This window comes from Bradyrhizobium sp. USDA 3364, from assembly GCF_054056355.1.
Genome location: NZ_JBSRYG010000002.1, coordinates 4,607,800 through 4,625,364 on the forward strand (window position 1 = coordinate 4,607,800; position 17,565 = coordinate 4,625,364).

Genomic DNA, 17,565 nt, shown 5'->3' on the forward strand with positions numbered 1-17,565 from the left:
GAGCGCACGCCAGCCAAACCAGGAAAGCGATGATCGGGCTGGGGCTAGAATGGCTGACGGGGCTAGGGTTTCGCGCGCCTTGATTTTGGGCGCGTCGGTGTTTTCATTTGCGGCGGCGCTGCCGGACAGCGGTTTCGCGCAAACGCCCGATGCGTCGGCTGCGCGTCCGGCGACTGAGCGGCCGAAGCAGGCCAAGCGCAAGCCGAAGCCTGCGGCCGAACAGCAGGCGACATCGCCGGCAATGACGGCGCGTGCGCAGATCGGCGCGGTGCCGGTGCAGTCGCTCGACACCATCACGGCGGTGGCGTCCAAGACCGAAGAGCGCGCGATCGACGCGCTGGCGCCGGTCAGCTCCGTCACGCTGGAAAAGATCCAGGGCCTGCAGCCGAACAGGCTGTCGGACATTTTCTACAATGTGCCGGGCGTTTCGGTCCAGGAGCGCGGCGACGATCCGGCGACCGTGATCAATATCCGCGGCCTGCAGGATTTCGGCCGTGTCGCGGTTGTCGTCGACGGCGCGCGGCAGAACTATCAGCGCACCGGCCACAACGCCAACGGCTCGTTCTTCCTCGATCCCGAACTGATCGGCGGCGTCGACGTGGTGCGCGGCCCGACCGCGAACATCTACGGCTCCGGCGCGATCGGCGGCGTGGTCTCGTTCCGCACGAAGGATATCGACGATGTGGTGCGTCCCGGCGAGCGCTGGGGCGTCGACATGTCGGGCTCCTACGGCTCCAACACGGACCGCGGCATGGGCTCGGTGTTCGGCGGCGTGCGCGCCGATCCGAATGTCGATGTGTTCGGCGGCGCGGTCTACCGCACCCAGAGCAATTACAAGGACGGTGCCGGCACCGAGATCGGCAACACCGGTAATGATATCGCGGCCGGGCTGATGAAGGTGACGATCCGTCCGGCCGAAGGCCACGAGTTCAAGATCGGCGGCGTCTTCCAGGACTACCAGTACAATATCGGCCAAATGAACCGCGGCCCGACCACGACGGCGGCGCCGCTGGCGGCGATCGCGGGCTCCTCGGTTTACGCCTCCGACGCGAGGAACTACACAGGCACGCTGAGCTGGCGATATTCCAAGCCCGACGACATGCTGTTCGACTGGAACATCTCGGTCTACGGCAACCGCACCGACAACGACCAGGTCAAGACCTACAACAACCGCATCACGTCAGGCGGCGGCGTCTGCACGCTGGCCAATCCGGGCAACAACATCTCGGGTTGCGTCGGCGACAAGCGAGGCTATTCGCTCGACACCGTCGGCCTCGACGTCAACAACACCTCGCGCTTCAATTTCGGCGACTGGCGCAATGCCGTGACCTACGGCTTCGACGCCTTCCGCGACGATGTCGAGACCTTCGATGCCCGCGGCAACTCCAACATCACGACGCCGAGCGGCCAGCGCACGGTGTCTGGCGGCTTCGTGCAACTGAAGCAGAACTATTCGACCTGGCTCGAGCTGGTCAGCGCCGTGCGCTACGACCATTACGAGCTCAATTCGATCGGCACCACGACCAGCGGCGACCGGCTGTCGCCGAAGATCACGGTCGGCGTCACCCCGGTCGCGGGCTTCACACCCTATGTGAGCTATGCCGAAGGCTATCGCGCGCCGTCGATCACCGAGACCCTGATCGCGGGCGGCCACGCCACCGGCGGCGGGCCGGCGCTGTTCAACTGCCCCGACGGCACCAGCGGCCTGTTCTGCTTCCTGCCCAACGCGGCGCTGCGGCCCGAGGTCGGCAAGAACAAGGAAGCCGGCATCAACCTGAAGTATGATGGTATCTTCACCGCGAACGACTCGTTCCGCGGCAAGATCAACGTGTTCCAGAACGACGTCGACGGCTATATCGACCTCGTCGCCTCGACGCCGACCGCAACGCCGTTCGGACGCTTCAGCCAGTTCTACCAGTACCAGAACCTCGCCCATGCCCGCATCGAAGGCTTCGAGCTCGAGACGATGTATGACGCCGGCGACTGGTTCGTGGGCGTCGCCGGGCATCTGATGCGTGGCCGCAACACCGAGACCAATGTCGGGCTCGCCACCATCACGCCGCGCAAGGTGACGACGACGGGCGGCGTGCGGCTGCTCGACCGCTCGCTGATCATTGCCGCGCAATGGTCCTCGTTCGGCGCCAACAACGACCTGCCGGCGGGTTATCTGCCCTCGACCGGCTACGAGCTGGTCAACCTTTACCTGACCTGGAACGCCACCAAGGACATCACCTTCACGGCGTCGGTCGACAATCTCTTGAACCAGTATTACCGGCCCTATGCGATCCCGGGCTCCTCGACCGACGGCACGACCCAGAACGACGTGCTGTTTTCGAGCCCCGGTCCGGGCACCGTCTACAAGGCCGGGCTCAGGATTCACCTAGGTGGAGCGTAACGCGAGACGCCGATCATTCCATCCAGGTTGCTCCGGCCGCGCTGGTGCCCCCAGCGCGGCCTTGGCGTATTCCTTGGCGCGTTCATGTTATTAACGAGATCAAGCGGCAGGATCCAAGGCGTCATCCAAGGCATCGTCCAAGGCGTCCGCCGTCAAACAGGAGAGAGCTTTCATGTTCATCGCAATGAACCGGTTTCAGGTGATCAAGGGCAAGGAACAGGCGTTCGAGACGGTCTGGAAGACCCGCGAATCCTATCTCGGCGATCTGCCGGGCTTCATCGAGTTCCACCTCGTGAAGGGTCCCGAGGCCGAGGACCACACGCTCTATGCCACCCACACCGTGTGGGCCAGCAAGGCGGCGTTCGAGGACTGGACCAAGTCGGATGCGTTCCGCCGCGCCCATTCGCGCGCCGGCAACGAGACCGGCGGCAGCCTCTATCTCGGCCACCCCAGGTTCGAGGGCTTTGAGGTGCTGATCACCGAGCGCGCGAAGAGCCCGGCGTGACGGAGGCGGTCGTGGCCGATGCGGAGCGCGCCGCGCTACAGGCCTACATGGCCGACAATCCCGGCGCTGTGATCGAAGACGTCGCGCGCGAGCGCAGGGTGACGCCGCGCGCCGTGCTCGAGGCGCTGCCCGAGAGCATGGTGCGGATCGGTGCCGGCGAATTCGCCGCCGCGATGCAGGACATCGCGGAATGGGACGAGGTGACGCTGATCGTGCACACCGATGACGCGATCTTCGAATTCACCGGCGCCATTCCGAACGGCGAGATTGGCCGCGGCTATTTCAACCTGATGCAGCCGAAGGGCCTGCATGGCCACCTCAGGCATGAACGTTGCGCGGCGATCGCCTTCGTCGAGCGGCCCTTCATGGGCAAGGTGTCGGCCTTCATCGCCTTCATCAATCGCGACGGCGGCATCATGTTCAAGGTGTTCGTCGGCCGCGACGAGACGCGCGCGCTGCGCGGCGATCAGCTGGTGCGCTTCCACGCGCTGGCGGACCGCCTCGCACCGAAGGCGGGCTGAGGCGAACGGAAACGGAGGCGACCATGGCGTATCGGTGGCTTGGGCGACGCATCTGGACGGCGGCAGGCGCGATGCTCGGCATGCTGCCGGGCGCGGGGCTCGCCGCAACCGACGCCGCGCTGCTGCCGCGCAACCTCTCGCCCTGGGGCATGTTCGAGAGCGCCGACATCGTCGTGAAGGCGGTCATGATCGGGCTCGCATTCGCCTCGCTCGTCACCTGGACAGTGTGGCTCGCCAAGACTGTCGAGCTCCGGCGCAAGACTGCGCTCGCGAAGCAACGGATCGGCCTGTTGGAGCGGGACACGCAGCTTGCCGAGGTCGAGCAGGCGAGCCGCGACGGTCGTGATGCGGTGGCGCAGATCGTGCAGTCGGCGTCGCGCGAGGCTGCGCTCTCCGGCGGCATGTTCGACGACGGCTTCAAGGAGCGGATCGCGCTGCGGCTGGAGCGGGTCGAGGCGGCGATGTCGCGGCAGGTCGCGCGCGGCACCGGCGTGCTCGCCACCATCGGCGCCACGGCACCGTTCGTCGGCCTGTTCGGCACGGTGTGGGGCATCATGAATGCCTTCATCGGCATCTCCGAGGCGCACACCACCAACCTTGCGGTGGTCGCGCCGGGCATTGCCGAGGCGCTGCTCGCGACCGCGCTCGGCCTCGTCGCGGCGATCCCGGCGGTCGTGATCTACAATCATCTGACGCGGTCGATTGCGGCGTACCGCGCGCTGCTCGGCGACGCCTCCGCCATGGTGATGCTGCTGGTGAGCCGCGAGGGTGACCGCAGCCTGTTCCGGCTGGCCCGCGCCGCGGAGTGAGAGATGGCCGTCAAGCTCGGCTCCAGCGGTGCGTTCGGCGGCCGGCGTCGCGGCGACGATGACCTCGCCGAGGCGCATGAGATTAACGTCACGCCGTTCATCGACGTGATGCTTGTGTTGCTGATCATCTTCATGGTGGCGGCACCGCTCGCGACCGTCGATCTCGGCGTCGATCTGCCGGCCTCGACCGCCGAGCCGCAGCCGCGGCCGGACCAGCCGGTGTTCGTCACGGTGAAGCCCGACCTCTCGGTCGCGGTCGGTGAGGATGTGATTGCGCGCGATGCGCTGACGTCGGCGCTGGATGGCGCCACGCAGGGCAGGAAGGACGAACGCATCTTTCTGCGCGCCGACAAGGCGGTCAGCTATGGCGACCTGATGGAGGTGATGAACCTGCTGCGCAATGCCGGCTATCTCAAGATCGCGCTGGTCGGCCTTGACGGAAGAAGCTGATCCATGAACGCCTACGCGCTTCATGATGCGGGCGGCGATATCCGGCTGAGGCGCTGGGGCCTGTCGGCGGCGGCGATCCTGGCGGCGCACGCGGCGCTGCTCGCGCTTGGGATGACGTGGGTCTCGGCACCGCCGCCGGGTGTCGCGGTGCCGGCGGTGCTGGTCGACCTGACGCCGATCACCTCGGCGCCGGAGATTTCGGAAACCGAGTTGCCGCCGGGCCCGGCGATGCAGGAGGCCGACGCCGCGCCGCCGGAGCCTGCTGCCGCACAGCCGGTGCAAGAAGAGATCGCGCCGACGCCGCTGCAGGAGAAGCCCGAGGTCGCCGCGCCACCGGAGCAGAAGCAGCAGGTCACGCCGCCTAAGCCGGAGCCCGCGAAAGTCGTTCCGGAGCGAAAGCCCGAGCCAGTCAAGCCGAAGGTGGTCCGCCGGGAGGCCAAGAAGCCGACTGAAGCGACGCCGGCGCCGCGCACCACCGCGCCGAGCCGGGCCGAACGCCAGGCGCCGACAGCGTCCGCCATCAGCGCGGGAGCGGCGGCGTCGGCAATCGCGGCCTACAACGCACGCGTCCGCGCGCATCTGTTGCGCTTCCACTCCTATCCGGCCGGCGGCAACGGCCAGCGCGGCGTGGTCCGGCTGGTGTTCACGCTCGGCCGCGGCGGGCAGGTGCTGTCGAGCCATCTCGGCGGCTCATCAGGCAATCCGACCTTCGACGCGCGAGCGCTGGCGATGGTGCGCCAGGCCCAGCCGTTTCCGGCGTTTCCGCCTGAGATCACGCAGGGCTCGATGGGTTTTTCCGTGCCGGTCGCGTTCGTGCCGCGGTAGGACACGCCGTCATTGCGAGGAGCAACGCGACGAAGCAATCCACGGCTCCGCGCATCCAGCCGGATGGATTGCTTCGCTTCGCTCGCAATGACGGGGATAGAGCCGCCCGCTACTCTTTCACTGCCCCCGTCAGCGACGACACGTAGTAGTCGACGAACAGCGAGTAGAACAGCGCAACCGGCAGCGAGCCGAGCAGGGAGCCTGCCATCAGCGCGCCCCATTGGTAGACGTCGCCGGTGACGAGCTCGGTCAGGATCGCGACCGGCACCGTCTTGTTGGCGCCGCTCTGGATGAAGGCGAGCGCGTAGATGAACTCGTTCCAGGACAGCGTGAAGGAAAAGATGCCGGCAGAGATCAGGCCGGGCACCGCGAGCGGCAGCGTGATCCGCCACAGGATCTGCAGCCGCGTCGCACCGTCGACCAGCGCGCATTCCTCGAGCTCGTAGGGGATCGACTTGAAATAGCCGATCAGGAGCCAGGTGCAGAACGGCACCAGGAATGTCGGGTAGACCAGGATCAGCGCCAGCGGCGAATCGAACAGGCCGAACTGCACAATCACGGTGGCGAGCGGAATGAACAGGATCGACGGCGGCACCAGATAGGCGAGGTAGATGCCGAGGCCGACATAGGGGCTGCCGCGGAAGCGCAGCCGCTCGATCGCGTAGGCGGCGAGCGTCGAGGCGAACAGCGACAGGAAAGTCGAGCCGATCGCGACCATCATGGTGGTCTTCAGCCAGCGCGGATAGGAGGTGTCGAACAGCAGGTGCTTGACATGCGCGAGCGTCGGCGAGGTGATCCAGAACGGGTTGTGTTCCTTATAGTTCAGAAGCTCCGCGTTCGGCTTGAACGAGGTGATCGCCATCCAGTAGAACGGAAACAGCAGGATCAGGACGAAGCAGGCGAGCGGCAGATAGATCATCACCACGCGCCGGGTGCGGGAGTCCCACGCCATCGTGTCGGGCGTGGCGCTGGCGACGTTGGTGGGCTGGGCGGCAACGTCAGTCATTGGCTTCTCCCTGCTGCCATTTGCGCCGCGCGAGGCCGAAGTAGCTGAACAGGGTCGCGAACACCAGGAATGGGATCATCGAGACCGCGATCGCCGCACCCTCGCCGAGCTCGCCGCCGGCGATGCCGCGCTGGAACGCCAAGGTCGCGAGCAGATGGGTCGAGTTGACCGGGCCGCCGCGGGTGATGGCGTAGACGAGCTGGAAATCGGTGAAAGTGAAGATGATCGAGAACGTCATCACGATCGCCAGGATCGGCATCATCATCGGGAAGGTGATGTAGCGGAAGCGCTGCCAGGAGGTGGCGCCGTCGAGCATCGCCGCCTCATAGAGCGAGGGCGAGATGGTCTGCAATCCTGCCAGCAGCGAGATCGCGACAAACGGGATGCCGCGCCAGATATTGGCCGCGATCAGCGAGAACCGCGCCGGCCAGGGCGAGCCGAGGAAATCGACATTGCTGTCGCGCAAATGCAGCACCTCGACCAGCAGATAGGAGATGATCGAGAACTGCGGATCGTAGATCCACCAGAACGCCAATGCCGAGAGCACCGTCGGCACGATCCACGGCAGCAGCACGATGGCGCGGATCAGGCTCTTGAGCGGGAAATGGTTGTTGAGCAGCAGTGCCAGCCAGAAGCCGAGCGCGAATTTTCCGAAGGTTGCGACCGCGGTGTAGAAGATCGAGTAGAACACCGCGTTCCACCACAAGGGATCCTTCAGCAGGTACTGGAAGTTCTCCAGTCCGATATAGATGCCGCGCTGGCCGATCGTGGTGTCGGTGAAGGCGAGCCAGATGCCGAGGCCGAGCGGATAGGTGAGGAACACCGTGAGCAGGCCGATCGCGGGCGCCAGGCACATCACGATCAGGAACGGCTTGTAGTCGAACAGGCGCGCGAGCCAGCCGGGCTGCCGGAGCGCTACGCCGCGTGATGGGAGGGTGGTGACAGACATTGAATGCTCGTCTCCTCGTCATTGCGAGGAGCGAAGCGACGAAGCAATCCATTTCTCGTCTGGGGCGCTATGGATTGCTTCGCTTCGCTCGCAATGACGGTTGATTTAAGTTTCGCAGTTCAATGACCGCCGTTACCGGTTCTGCCGCCGGAAGTAGCGCTTGGCGCGCTGCTCGGCTTCCGCGGCGGCGGCCTCGGGCGTTGCCGCGTCGGTCGCGACCGAGGCGCACATCTGCACCAGCACGTAGTCGGCGGTGACGGCGCCGGTCGCGGTCGAGATCGGTCCCTTGTAGCCGTTGTAGTAGGCGCTCTTCATCGTCTCCTTGAAGATCGAGACCTTGGGATCGCCCGACCACACCGCAGCGTCCGCGTAGGCTGCGAGCGGCTGCGACCAGTATCCGGAGTTGGCGTTGAGCCAGGGCTCGTACTGCTCCTTCTCCAGCATGAATTGCAGGAACGCCTTCGCCGCATTGGGGTAGGGGCTGTGCTTGAACACCATCGCATTCAAGGTCAGGCCCGACATCGGCGAGGTCGATGCCAGTCCCTTGGGCAGGAACTGATGCGCGGTATCTTCGGCGATCGCCTTGGTCGCGGGATCGTTCTTCAGCGAGAAGTACAGCGAGACGCCGTTGGCGGTCAGACCGATCTCCTGCGACGAGTAGGCGCGGTTGTTGGAGACGTCGTTCCAGGATGGCGTGCCGGCGATGAAGGTCGGATAGAGCTCCTTGAGGTATTTCAGCGCGGCAACCGTTTCCTTGCTGTTGATGATGATATTGCCTTCCTCATCGAGCAGCGCGGCGTTGTGCGACCACAGCAGCCAGTTGGCGAAGCCGTTGCCGTCGCCGACGGCGTTGCCGAGCGCGAAGCCCGCCGGCTTGCCGGCCGCCTTCAATTTCTTGCAGAGTTCGAGGATGCCGGCATGGTCTTCCGGCACCTTGTCGTAGCCGGCCGCATTGACCAGCGACTTGCGGTAGACCAGCGGGCCGCCCGAGGCGCCGAACGGCAGGCCGATCCAGCTCTTCGACTTCGAGCGCATGCCGTAGCGCTTTGCCAGCGCGAGCCAGCCGCCGTAGCGCTTGTCGAGATAGTCGGCGACATCGGTCAGCTCGATCAGCTTGTCGATATAGATGTGCGGCGCATCGCCGAAGCCGATGATGATGTCGGGACCCGCACCGGAGTTCGAGGTCACCGCGGTCTGCTGGTTGATGTCCTCCCAGCCGACGAAGTCGACCTTGATCTCGACGCCGGTCTTGTCGGTGAATGTCTTGGCATTGGCGCGGAACACGTCCTCGTCGGCCTGGACGAAGCGTACCGGCCGCAGCATGCGCAGGCTCGCACCCTTTTCGATCGGCAGCGACGGCGCCGCCACGTCGGCAGCCTTGACCTTCGACGCTTCCTGCGCCGAGGCGCCGGTGATTGCCAGTGCCGCCGCGGAAGCCCCCAGCGCCAGCGCGTCGCGACGCGTGACCTCGTACGTCATGTCGTTTGCACTCCCTGTTTTTATCGTTCCTTCCCGTCGTTGGCCGTCGGTGAAGGGTCTTGTGGTCTCGGCGCGCCCGCCGCGCAAAGGGCTCGTGTCGCCAGCGAGACGAGCCCTTCGCGCGAGAAGTGCGCTCCGTCTAGCTGTTCGGACCGCGATCCATGCTGACGGGCTGCCAGCGGCGCAGCGCGGTGTTTTGCAGCACCGACGGGTTGACGCAGCTTACCGGCCACATGCCTTGGAGCACTAGTGACAATTCGTAGCCCACGCGGCGCTTGCGCGCCTCGTCAAAACGTGCCGATGCCGAGGCGACGTGGGCGGTCAAGGTAACATTGTCCATCCCGAGCATCGGGTTGTTGTGCGACGGCGGTTCCTTTTCCAGCACGTCGAGCGCGGCATGAGCGATCCAGCCTTCCTGCAGCGCCTTGATCAGGGATTCCTCGTCGACGGTGGCGCCGCGGCCGGTGTTGATGAAGATGGCCGACTTCTTCATCTGGCGAAAATGCTTCTCGGTCAGCATATGGTGCACCTCGGGCCGCGCCGGGGCGTGCATCGAGACGAAATCCGACTGCGACAGCACCTCCGACAGCGTCGAAGGGATTACGCCGTGGTCGTACATCAGCGTTTCCTGGATGAAGGGATCGTAGGCCACCATCCTGAGGCCGAACGGCGCGGCGCGCTTGGCCACCGCGCGGGCGACCCGGCCGAACGAAATGAAGCCGAGCGTCTGGCCCATCAGCCGCGGAATCTTCAATAGCGCCGGACGGCCCTCGGCCCAGCGGCCGCTGCGCGCCATCTTGTCCTGTTCGATCAGGCGACGGAAGCCGGCGAGCAGCAGCATCATGGCGTGGTCGGCGACCTCCTCGATGAAGGTATCGGGGATGTTGGTGACGGGAATGCCGCGCGCGGTCGCAGCCTTGACGTCGACCGAGTCGACGCCGACGCTACCGAGCGTGATCACCTTGCAGTTCTCGAGCGCATCGATGACCGCTTTGGTGATCGGCATGCCCTTGGCGTAGATCGCGTCGGCGGTCTTTGCGGCGGCGATGAACTCGGCTTCGTTGGCCGGCGCCTCGACGATCTCGGCGCCGATCGGATCGAGCGCCTCCCGCTCGTAATCATAGCCGCCGCCGGCGACCGTAAAGCTTGCGCCCTTCGGCGTGACCACCCTGAATTTCGACATTGTCTGCTCCCGATCTGAGGTCTTCTGTTCTTGCTTCTTGCTGGTTTGCTTCTTGATGTTCTTGCTTCTTGGAGCGCGGCTTGCATCACCGCTTCCCGTATTTGTACGCGAGCTGCGCTGCTCTCTCCACAATTGCCGGTTGGTCCGCGGCCCGATTCTCCGGGCTTCTACGGGGAACCTCCGTAACCATCAGGTAAAGGGTCTCACATTACGGTGCGCGGAATCAATCCGCCAATCGCGTCGCGTTCCCCACCTCTTCTGGAGATCCCCGTGAAGCTGTCAAATATGAAGATCACCCCCAAGCTCGGCATTCTGGTGGGGGTGACCCTCCTTGGTCTGTGCACGGCCGGCATCCTCGCCGGTCAGCTGATGCAGCGTGAGATGACAAATGCTCGCATCGACCAGGCCAAGGCCATCGTCGAGATGGCGAAGAACATGGCGGCGAGCCTGAAGAAGGAGGTCGACGCCGGGAAGATGACCAAGGAGGCCGCGCTGGCCGAGTTCGGCAAGCGCGCCAACGCCATGACTTACGACAACGGCTCGGGCTATCTGTTCGGCACCGATTACAGCGGCATCACGGTGCTGGCGCCCGATCCGAAGCAGGTCGGAACCAACCGCATGGACGTCGTGACCAACGGCCGCAAGCTGTCGCAGGAACTGATGGACGGCGTGAAGTCGAAGGGCGACATCCTGCTGTTCTACGAATACGTGAAGCCCGGCCAGGAGACGCCGATCCGCAAGCTCGGCTACGCGGTCGCGGTCCCCGGGTTCGACATGTATCTCGGCACCGGCGCCTATCTCGACGACATCGACGCCAAGATGCGCCCCATCGCCTGGCTGCTCGGCCTCGCGATCCTCGGCATCGGCATCATCTCGAGCTCGGTTGCCTGGCTGATCGGCCGCAGCATCTCCCGTCCGCTCAACCTGCTCGGCAGCCGCATGCGCGACATTGCCGACGGCAAGCTCGACGGCGACATTCCGGGCGTCGGCCGCGGCGACGAGGTCGGCGGGATGGCGGCGACCGTGCAGATCTTCAAGGACAACGCGATCCGTATCCGCGACCTCGAGCAGGCCGAGGCCGAGACCTAGGCGCGCGCCACGGCCGATCGCCGCAGCGCGATGCAGGGCCTTGCGAGCGATTTCGAGCGCAGCGTCAACGGCATCGTCCGCACGGTGGCCTCCGCCGCCGCCGGCATGCAGACCACGGCGCAGTCGATGACCGCGACCGCCAGCGACGCCAGTGCGCGCGCCGCGACGGTGGGCGCCGCCTCCGACAGCGCGTCCAACAATGTCGGCACCGTCGCGGCGGCGGCCGAGGAGCTCTCGAGCTCGGTCGCTGAAATTTCCCGCCAGGTGGCGCGCTCCAGCGAGGTCGCAAGCAAGGCCGTGGCCGATGCCGAGCGCACCAACGCCACCGTGCAGGCGCTCTCCACCGGCGCCGAGAAGATCGGCGAGGTGGTCAAGCTGATCCATTCGATCGCTGCGCAAACCAATCTGCTCGCGCTCAACGCCACCATCGAGGCGGCACGCGCCGGCGAATCCGGCCGCGGCTTTGCGGTGGTCGCGTCCGAGGTGAAGGCGCTGGCCAACCAGACCGCCAAGGCGACCGAGGAGATATCGGCGCAGGTCGCCGCGATGCAGGCCTCCACCGGCGAGGCGGTGACCTCGATCGGCGGCATCACGGCGACCATCGCGCAGATGAGCGAGATCACGGCCTCGATTTCGACCGCGATCGACCAGCAGGGTGACGCGACGCGCGAAATCGCGCGCAACATCCAGCAGGTCGCAGCCGGCTCCAGCGAGATTTCCGCCCATATCGGCGGCGTCACGTCAGCCGCCGCCGCCACCGGCACCGCGGCCGGCGACGTGCTGTCGAATGCGCGCGAGCTCGACGCCCAGTCCGGCATGCTGCGCAATGCGGTGGACGAGTTCCTGCAGAAGGTGCGCGCGGCGTAAGGCCGACTCTACCGTACGTCATTGCGAGGAGCTCGCGACAAAATTGCAAAGCAATTTTGCGCTGAAGCGACGAAGCGATCCATCTTTCCCAAAGCGGACGGATGGATTGCTTCGCGGAGCCTGTCATCCGGCGGCGCTTCGCGCCGACCGGGTGGCTCGCAATGACAGCCATTCGCCTACTGCTTCTCAATCCCTGCGTCGGCGATCAGCTTTTCCCACAGCACGAGCTGCTCCTTGAGGAATGCTTCGAACTCCTCGGGCGTGCCGGAGAATGCCTCCATGCCGCGCTCGGCAAGCTGGCTCTTGATGTCGGGCCGCTCGATGATCTTGCGGATCTCCGCGTTCAGCCTGACGACGACGTCCTTCGGCATGTTGGCTGGCCCGAGATAGCCCTGCCAGGAGGTGATATCGAAGCCCTTCACGGTGTCGTCCATCGTGGGCAGGTCCGGCAAGAGCGCCGACTTCCGCTTGGTGGTGACGGCGAGCGGCTTCAGCGCCTTGGCATTGACGTGCGGCAACCCGGTCGGGACGTCGATGAACATCATCGAAATGCGGCCGGCGATGACGTCGGTCAGCGCGGGCGGCGAACTCTTGTAGGGCACATGCAACAGGTCGATGCCGGCGAGGCGGGCAAAGGTCGCGCCGGAGACGCTCGCCGACGACGAGCCGCTGGCATAGGAGTATTTGCCCGGCTCCTTCTTGGCGAGTGCGATCAGCTCGGCGACCGAGTTCGCCGGGATATCGGGATGGATCACCAGCATGAAGGGCAGGTCGCCGGTGCGCGCGATCGGGGTGAAATCCCTGATCGGATCGTAGTTCATGGTCTTGAGCAGATACGGATTGGCCGAGTGCGTCGTGTTGGTGGTGACGAACAGCGTGTAGCCGTCGGGCGCGGCGCGGGCGACATAGTTCGCCGCGATCGAGCCGTTGGCGCCGGCGCGGTTGTCGATCACCATGCCGACGCCGAGCGCCACGCCGAGCTCCTTGGAGATCAGCCGCGTCGTGGTGTCGGTGCCGCTGCCGGCCGCAAACGGCAGCACCAGCGTGATGTTGCGGGTCGGATAGGGCTCGGCAAATGCCGCGCCGGACATCGCCGCGAGCACGGCGGCGGCCGCGGTCGCCAGGCACCAGTATCGTCTCAATCCCATGTCGTCGTCCCCCCGCGCGGGCCCGAACAGGCCCATTGCGGCCGAAGCTAGCCCGGCCGCCATGGCCGCGGAAGCCGTGCCGGGAGCAGCCTTTCGCCGCAGTTGCCACTCACGGTCCGTCGCCGGGGGGCGCTGCCAAAAATATCGAAAACAACCCCATGCAAAGGAGCCGGTGACGGCCGGCGAACGACCCGACTTGACACGTCGGGCAAATCAGTGTCATATTTCTAATATTCCGAAAACTTGGCCGTGAGAGCCTTACGATCCCGCCGGGAAGACCTGCGCGACGTGGAAGGCCTTGGTGGTGATAAGCCAGCGGCCGTCGATCCGATGAAACACGAGATGGTCGATGAAGCCGCTCTGGCCGGCCCGGACGCGCACCTTGGCGACGGCCAGATCGGGCGCGGTCTGGTCGATGCTGATGATGGCCTCCTCGCGCGGCGCTTTCATCGATGCCGGCGACGGACGGCTGCGGATGAAGTCGCGGAATTCCGCGGCCGACCTTACCGTGTGCTTGCCGTCCCGGATGCCGTGCACGATGCAGGCATCCGAGAAGACGTCACGGAACCGGCTATCGTCGACGTCATACATCAGGTCGAAATATCCATCGATCGCAGATGCGATGGCCCGGATGTCGCTCATTGCAAAATCTCCTTAGGCGATGATGTGGTGGTGGCCTCACCGGATCGAACCGGTGATCTGCCCCGACAGTGGCCGATATGGTGGCGGAGTGCTACGACTGGGCGGTCATCTCTTGGATGACTGAGAGGCATCGGCATGGATGAAGTTGACGGTCGGCTGGTTGGCGGCCTGGTGGTGCTCGCCGCGCTGGCGGATGCGCGCAGTTTTGGCCGCGCCGCCGAACGGCTCGGTATGACGCAATCCGGGGTCAGCAAGGCGATCGCCAAGCTCGAGGCGCGCCTCGATGCCAGGCTGGTTCACCGCACGAGCCGCGCCGTCGAGCTCACCGAGGAAGGACGCGCGCTGGTCGAGCGGGTTGCGGCGCATCTGGCCGGGATCGGCGAGGCGGCGGCGGAGACCTCGAAAGCGCGCGATGCGGTCCGCGGCAGGCTGCGGGTCAATGTCGACCCGCTGTTCTCCCGCATGGTGCTGTCGCCGAAGCTGAGCGAGTTCCTGCTGCAGAATCCAGGCATGGAGCTGCGCATCGAGACCCGCGACCGGATCGCCGATCTGGTCAGCGACGGTTTCGATCTGGCGGTGCGTTTCGGCGAGCCGGCGCCGTCGGCGCTGATTGCGCGCCGCGTCCTCGATGCGCGCGTGCTCACCGTGGCCTCGCCGATCTATCTCGAACGACACGGCCGGCCGCTTGATCCGCGGGAGCTGGCGAGCCGCGATCACCAGTGCATCCACGCCATCGACGCGGCGACCGGGCGTCCCTTCGACTGGGAGTTTTGGCGCGGCGGCGAGGTCGTGCCGGTCGCTGTCAACGGGCGGCTCACCGTGACCGATTCAGGAACCAAGCTCGGCGCCTGCCTGGCCGGGTTCGGCATCGCGCAGGTGATCGATATCGGACTCGACGATCACCTGAAGAGCGGCGCGCTGATCGAGCTGTTTCCGGACTGGCCCGACGAGCGTTTTCCGCTCTACGTCTACTACGCCTCGCGTAACCACGTGCCGGCCAAGGTGAGGCGGTTCATCGACTTCATCACGGAAACGCTGGCGGCAAAGCCCCATTCCCCACGCAAATCCGTTGGCTTGCGCAAGGTAGGCTAGCCATATCCTCGGCGGCAGTTAGCCCTTCGCCGACCCCTTCGCCGCCCCCTTAGCCGACCCTTGCCGCGAGGCGATGATGACGCCGGCGAGCACCAGCGCGTAGCCGATCAGATGAAACGGCGCCAGCGTCTCGCCGAGCAGCAGGATCGCCATCGCCGAGCCGAACACCGGCACCAGATGGAAGAACGGCGCGGCGCGGTTCGGGCCGATCAGCGCCACGCCGCGGTTGAAGAACAGATAGGCGAGCGTCGACGGGAAGATCAGCGTGTAGGCCAGCGTGGCAAATGTCAGAAGGTCGAGCTTCAGCGTCACGCCGTTGGCGAATTCCCAGGCGGCTGCCGGCAGCAGCATCATCGCACCACAGCAGGTGGTGAACGAGATCAGCGAGAGCTGATGGATTTTCGGCCGCCGCGGGATCAGCGCCGAATAAAGCCCGAACGACACCAGCGAGGCGCCGAACATGATGTCGCCCCGGTTGAAGGAGATGCTGGCGAGCGCCGAGAAGTCGCCGCGCAGGATGATGGTCAGCACGCCGGCCAGCGAGATCGCGATGCCGGCAAGCTGCGCCGGCGTCAGCCGCACGCCGAACAGGACCAGCGACCACAATGCCACGAACAGCGGCCCCGCCGACTGGATCAGCAGCGCGTTCAGCGCCTCGGTATATTGCATGGCCCAGTAGGAGATCGCGTTGTTGAAGGCGAAGCCGACCGCGGACAACAGCAGCATCAGCGGCAGCGCGCTGCGCAGCTTCGGCCAGTCCCGCTTCAGATGCGGCCAGGCGAACGGCAGCAGGATCAGGAATACGCCGAACCAGCGGATCGTGGTCAGCGTGATCGGCGGCACATGGCTGCCGACATGACGCGCCAGCACGATGTTGGCGGCCCAGAACAGCGACGTCAGGCTGAGCAGCAGATAGGGCTGGTTGTTGAGCCAGTGCAGCGGCGAGCGGCGTGGGGTGGTTGCGGGTGCGGGTGCGGGCAAGACGGTCATTATTGGGTGATGTTGTGCCCGAATCCGCCGTCGCCACAAGACGAAAGCGCGGATTGGAGCCATGCGCCGCGTGTCGTCACCCACAACGCAGAACTGAATCCCGTCATCCTGAGGAGCGCGGCACGCGCTCCTCAGGATGACGGGGATAGTCCTTGCGCGTGGCCCGGCACGCCCTACCTATCTCTGCGGCCCCGACAGCGAGATGTCGCGCTCGGCGCGAAACACGTTGCCGTAGAGATTGGCGATCCATTGCCGTCCGCTGGAGGTGATGTTGAGGTGGCGGATCGCCTTCTGGATATGCGGCGCGACGCTGTCCCAGTAGAAGCGCGGATAGAGATCGACGAGATCGGCCGGCGAATCGTAGCCGAGCTGGCGGTTCAGTCCGGCCTCCTCGAATTCGATGTACAGCGCGTTGGCCTTGCGGATGTAATGAGGATCGCCGAGCTGGCCGATCAGGTCGGCGGCCCGCAGCAGGGTGGCCTCGTCGCCGAAGTCCTCATCGTCGTCGGGGGCGGTCAGCGGAAAGCGCGTGCCCTCGATGGCGCGCGCGATGCGTTCCTTGTCGAGCTGGGCGACGCCCTTGATCCGCTCCATCACGAAGATCTTGGAGCGGTCGACATGATAGGACATCAGCGCCGCATCCGATGAGCCGCGCGGCAGGATCACCTTGCGGCCATCGGTATCGACCAGATAGCCGTCCTGGTCGTCGGCCTCGAACAGCCCGCGCACATAGCCGATGTCGTGGGTGAGGCAGGCGATGATGACATGCGCATAGTCCTCGGCGCTCATGTGCGAGTGCAACGCGCGGCCGCGCAGGATATCGTGGCCGGCCAGCGTGACCAGCATGGTGTGCTCGACATTGTGATAGAGCGCGTCGCTGTTGCCGATGCATTCGAGCGCGATCCGCGCGATCGAGGGCACCGTTTCCACCAGCTGGTTCTGCGAGCCGAACCGGCGCTGCATGTATTCGCCGAGGAATTTGCCGAGTGCGTCGGCCGCAAGTTCGGGAAGGGTCATCACGGCATTGACCTCCGAGATCGGGTGGTGAGCTTACGGCCTGCCAGCATTTCAGGGTAGTCCCGCGATGTGACATAATCGTTGCGGCCGGGTCGATCCGGCCGGACCGATACGACCATTGGCAGGAGCGGGTGATGGGTGTCGATCTCTTGAACGTCGAAGGCCTGAACGAGCTGGATCAAAAGGCTCCGGTGGTGATGGTCAATCTGATGCGGTTTCGCGCGCGCTCGCTCGACGGCGACGGCTCGGGCTGGGATGCCTATCTGCGCTACAGCGCGCTCACCGTCCCCATGATCAAGGCGCGCGGCGGCACGCTGCTCTGGACCGGCAATGCCGAGACGGTCGCGCTGGGCGAGCCGGCCGGCGGGCGCTGGGACTATCTCGCGCTGGTCTACTACCCGAACGTCGCCGCCTTCATCGACATGATGACCTCGGCCGACTACGAAACCCGCTGCGACCCGCACCGCCGCAACGGCTGCGAGGAGCACGTCATCATCGCGACGCGCGAGGCCTACAGTAAGTTCAAGCCTACATAGCAGCGTCACCCTGAGGAGGCCGCAACGCGGCCGTCTCGAAGGGTCGACGGCCCGAGTGTGGC

Annotated in this window: 16 protein-coding genes and 1 pseudogene; 9 read left to right on the top strand and 8 right to left on the bottom strand. The window is 65.5% G+C overall.

What is annotated here, in order from left to right; genetic code table 11:
- The first annotated feature begins 49 nt into the window (after positions 1 to 49).
- From ACVILL_RS21840 to ACVILL_RS21865, 6 genes are all read left to right on the top strand, one after another.
- Positions 50 to 2,395 (top strand): TonB-dependent hemoglobin/transferrin/lactoferrin family receptor, encoded by a 2,346-nt coding sequence (locus tag ACVILL_RS21840; protein WP_456730927.1) that lies wholly within the window; start codon positions 50 to 52, stop codon positions 2,393 to 2,395.
- A gap of 172 nt (positions 2,396 to 2,567) precedes the next feature.
- On the top strand, positions 2,568 to 2,900 hold the full coding sequence (locus tag ACVILL_RS21845; RefSeq protein WP_097673166.1) for an antibiotic biosynthesis monooxygenase family protein: 333 nt from the start codon (positions 2,568 to 2,570) through the stop codon (positions 2,898 to 2,900).
- Positions 2,901 to 2,947: 47 nt separating this feature from the next.
- Positions 2,948 to 3,421 (top strand): heme utilization cystosolic carrier protein HutX, encoded by a 474-nt coding sequence (gene hutX, locus ACVILL_RS21850; RefSeq protein ID WP_456734326.1) that lies wholly within the window; start codon positions 2,948 to 2,950, stop codon positions 3,419 to 3,421.
- A 71-nt stretch (positions 3,422 to 3,492) separates the two neighbouring features.
- A complete protein-coding gene (exbB, locus tag ACVILL_RS21855; RefSeq protein ID WP_456734327.1) occupies positions 3,493 to 4,230 on the top strand; it encodes a tonB-system energizer ExbB in 738 nt (245 codons plus the stop codon).
- A 3-nt stretch (positions 4,231 to 4,233) separates the two neighbouring features.
- Complete coding sequence (gene exbD, locus ACVILL_RS21860) at positions 4,234 to 4,680, top strand: TonB system transport protein ExbD (RefSeq protein WP_456730928.1); 447 nt, start codon at positions 4,234 to 4,236, stop codon at positions 4,678 to 4,680.
- Between the two features lie 3 nt (positions 4,681 to 4,683).
- Positions 4,684 to 5,505: a TonB family protein gene (locus ACVILL_RS21865; protein WP_456730929.1), complete on the top strand. Its 822-nt coding sequence runs from the start codon at positions 4,684 to 4,686 to the stop codon at positions 5,503 to 5,505.
- 109 nt (positions 5,506 to 5,614) lie between these two features.
- Here the strand turns inward: ACVILL_RS21865 and ACVILL_RS21870 are convergent, their stop codons facing one another.
- The 4 genes from ACVILL_RS21870 to ACVILL_RS21885 form a co-directional block, all read right to left on the bottom strand.
- Positions 5,615 to 6,511 (bottom strand): carbohydrate ABC transporter permease, encoded by an 897-nt coding sequence (locus ACVILL_RS21870; protein WP_456730930.1) that lies wholly within the window; start codon positions 6,509 to 6,511, stop codon positions 5,615 to 5,617.
- Positions 6,504 to 7,460, bottom strand: coding sequence for a carbohydrate ABC transporter permease (locus ACVILL_RS21875; protein WP_456730931.1), 957 nt, complete (start codon positions 7,458 to 7,460; stop codon positions 6,504 to 6,506). Before ACVILL_RS21875 ends, ACVILL_RS21870 begins: the two co-directional genes overlap by 8 nt.
- A gap of 132 nt (positions 7,461 to 7,592) precedes the next feature.
- Positions 7,593 to 8,939 carry an ABC transporter substrate-binding protein gene (locus tag ACVILL_RS21880; protein ID WP_456730932.1) on the bottom strand — a complete coding sequence of 449 codons (1,347 nt, stop codon included), beginning with the start codon at positions 8,937 to 8,939 and terminating at the stop codon, positions 7,593 to 7,595.
- 139 nt (positions 8,940 to 9,078) lie between these two features.
- Positions 9,079 to 10,122 (bottom strand): C-terminal binding protein, encoded by a 1,044-nt coding sequence (locus ACVILL_RS21885; RefSeq protein ID WP_456730933.1) that lies wholly within the window; start codon positions 10,120 to 10,122, stop codon positions 9,079 to 9,081.
- A 270-nt stretch (positions 10,123 to 10,392) separates the two neighbouring features.
- Between ACVILL_RS21885 and ACVILL_RS21890 the strand changes: the two are divergent.
- Positions 10,393 to 12,078 (top strand): annotated as a pseudogene (locus ACVILL_RS21890) (methyl-accepting chemotaxis protein).
- Positions 12,079 to 12,254: 176 nt separating this feature from the next.
- On the opposite strand, the gene ACVILL_RS21895 reads toward ACVILL_RS21890, so the two are convergent.
- Both ACVILL_RS21895 and ACVILL_RS21900 read right to left on the bottom strand, forming a co-directional pair.
- Positions 12,255 to 13,226: a Bug family tripartite tricarboxylate transporter substrate binding protein gene (locus ACVILL_RS21895; protein ID WP_456730934.1), complete on the bottom strand. Its 972-nt coding sequence runs from the start codon at positions 13,224 to 13,226 to the stop codon at positions 12,255 to 12,257.
- Between the two features lie 258 nt (positions 13,227 to 13,484).
- Positions 13,485 to 13,868 (bottom strand): nuclear transport factor 2 family protein, encoded by a 384-nt coding sequence (locus ACVILL_RS21900; RefSeq protein ID WP_456730935.1) that lies wholly within the window; start codon positions 13,866 to 13,868, stop codon positions 13,485 to 13,487.
- A gap of 135 nt (positions 13,869 to 14,003) precedes the next feature.
- Between ACVILL_RS21900 and ACVILL_RS21905 the strand changes: the two genes are divergently transcribed.
- Positions 14,004 to 14,960 carry a LysR family transcriptional regulator gene (locus tag ACVILL_RS21905; protein WP_456730936.1) on the top strand — a complete coding sequence of 319 codons (957 nt, stop codon included), beginning with the start codon at positions 14,004 to 14,006 and terminating at the stop codon, positions 14,958 to 14,960.
- A gap of 18 nt (positions 14,961 to 14,978) precedes the next feature.
- Here the strand turns inward: ACVILL_RS21905 and ACVILL_RS21910 are convergent, their stop codons facing one another.
- Entirely contained in the window at positions 14,979 to 15,950 is a 972-nt protein-coding gene (locus ACVILL_RS21910; RefSeq protein ID WP_456730937.1) for a DMT family transporter, read from the bottom strand.
- A 177-nt stretch (positions 15,951 to 16,127) separates the two neighbouring features.
- Positions 16,128 to 16,970 carry a metal-dependent phosphohydrolase gene (locus ACVILL_RS21915; protein ID WP_456730938.1) on the bottom strand — a complete coding sequence of 281 codons (843 nt, stop codon included), beginning with the start codon at positions 16,968 to 16,970 and terminating at the stop codon, positions 16,128 to 16,130.
- Between the two features lie 131 nt (positions 16,971 to 17,101).
- Between ACVILL_RS21915 and ACVILL_RS21920 the strand changes: the two genes are divergently transcribed.
- Positions 17,102 to 17,503, top strand: a complete 402-nt coding sequence (locus ACVILL_RS21920) for a DUF1330 domain-containing protein (protein ID WP_456730939.1) — start codon at positions 17,102 to 17,104, stop codon at positions 17,501 to 17,503.
- The last annotated feature ends 62 nt before the right edge of the window (positions 17,504 to 17,565 follow it).

Bases quoted from the DNA above. Each gene is read 5' to 3' on its own strand.
- ACVILL_RS21840 (WP_456730927.1), top strand. From the start codon at position 50: ATGGCTGACGGGGCTAGGGTTTCGCGCGCCTTGATTTTGGGCGCGTCG.
- ACVILL_RS21845 (WP_097673166.1), top strand. From the start codon at position 2,568: ATGTTCATCGCAATGAACCGGTTTCAGGTGATCAAGGGCAAGGAACAG.
- hutX (WP_456734326.1), top strand. From the start codon at position 2,948: ATGGCCGACAATCCCGGCGCTGTGATCGAAGACGTCGCGCGCGAGCGC.
- exbB (WP_456734327.1), top strand. From the start codon at position 3,493: ATGCTCGGCATGCTGCCGGGCGCGGGGCTCGCCGCAACCGACGCCGCG.
- exbD (WP_456730928.1), top strand. From the start codon at position 4,234: ATGGCCGTCAAGCTCGGCTCCAGCGGTGCGTTCGGCGGCCGGCGTCGC.
- ACVILL_RS21865 (WP_456730929.1), top strand. From the start codon at position 4,684: ATGAACGCCTACGCGCTTCATGATGCGGGCGGCGATATCCGGCTGAGG.
- ACVILL_RS21870 (WP_456730930.1), bottom strand. From the start codon at position 6,511: ATGACTGACGTTGCCGCCCAGCCCACCAACGTCGCCAGCGCCACGCCC.
- ACVILL_RS21875 (WP_456730931.1), bottom strand. From the start codon at position 7,460: ATGTCTGTCACCACCCTCCCATCACGCGGCGTAGCGCTCCGGCAGCCC.
- ACVILL_RS21880 (WP_456730932.1), bottom strand. From the start codon at position 8,939: ATGACGTACGAGGTCACGCGTCGCGACGCGCTGGCGCTGGGGGCTTCC.
- ACVILL_RS21885 (WP_456730933.1), bottom strand. From the start codon at position 10,122: ATGTCGAAATTCAGGGTGGTCACGCCGAAGGGCGCAAGCTTTACGGTC.
- ACVILL_RS21895 (WP_456730934.1), bottom strand. From the start codon at position 13,226: ATGGGATTGAGACGATACTGGTGCCTGGCGACCGCGGCCGCCGCCGTG.
- ACVILL_RS21900 (WP_456730935.1), bottom strand. From the start codon at position 13,868: ATGAGCGACATCCGGGCCATCGCATCTGCGATCGATGGATATTTCGAC.
- ACVILL_RS21905 (WP_456730936.1), top strand. From the start codon at position 14,004: ATGGATGAAGTTGACGGTCGGCTGGTTGGCGGCCTGGTGGTGCTCGCC.
- ACVILL_RS21910 (WP_456730937.1), bottom strand. From the start codon at position 15,950: ATGACCGTCTTGCCCGCACCCGCACCCGCAACCACCCCACGCCGCTCG.
- ACVILL_RS21920 (WP_456730939.1), top strand. From the start codon at position 17,102: ATGGGTGTCGATCTCTTGAACGTCGAAGGCCTGAACGAGCTGGATCAA.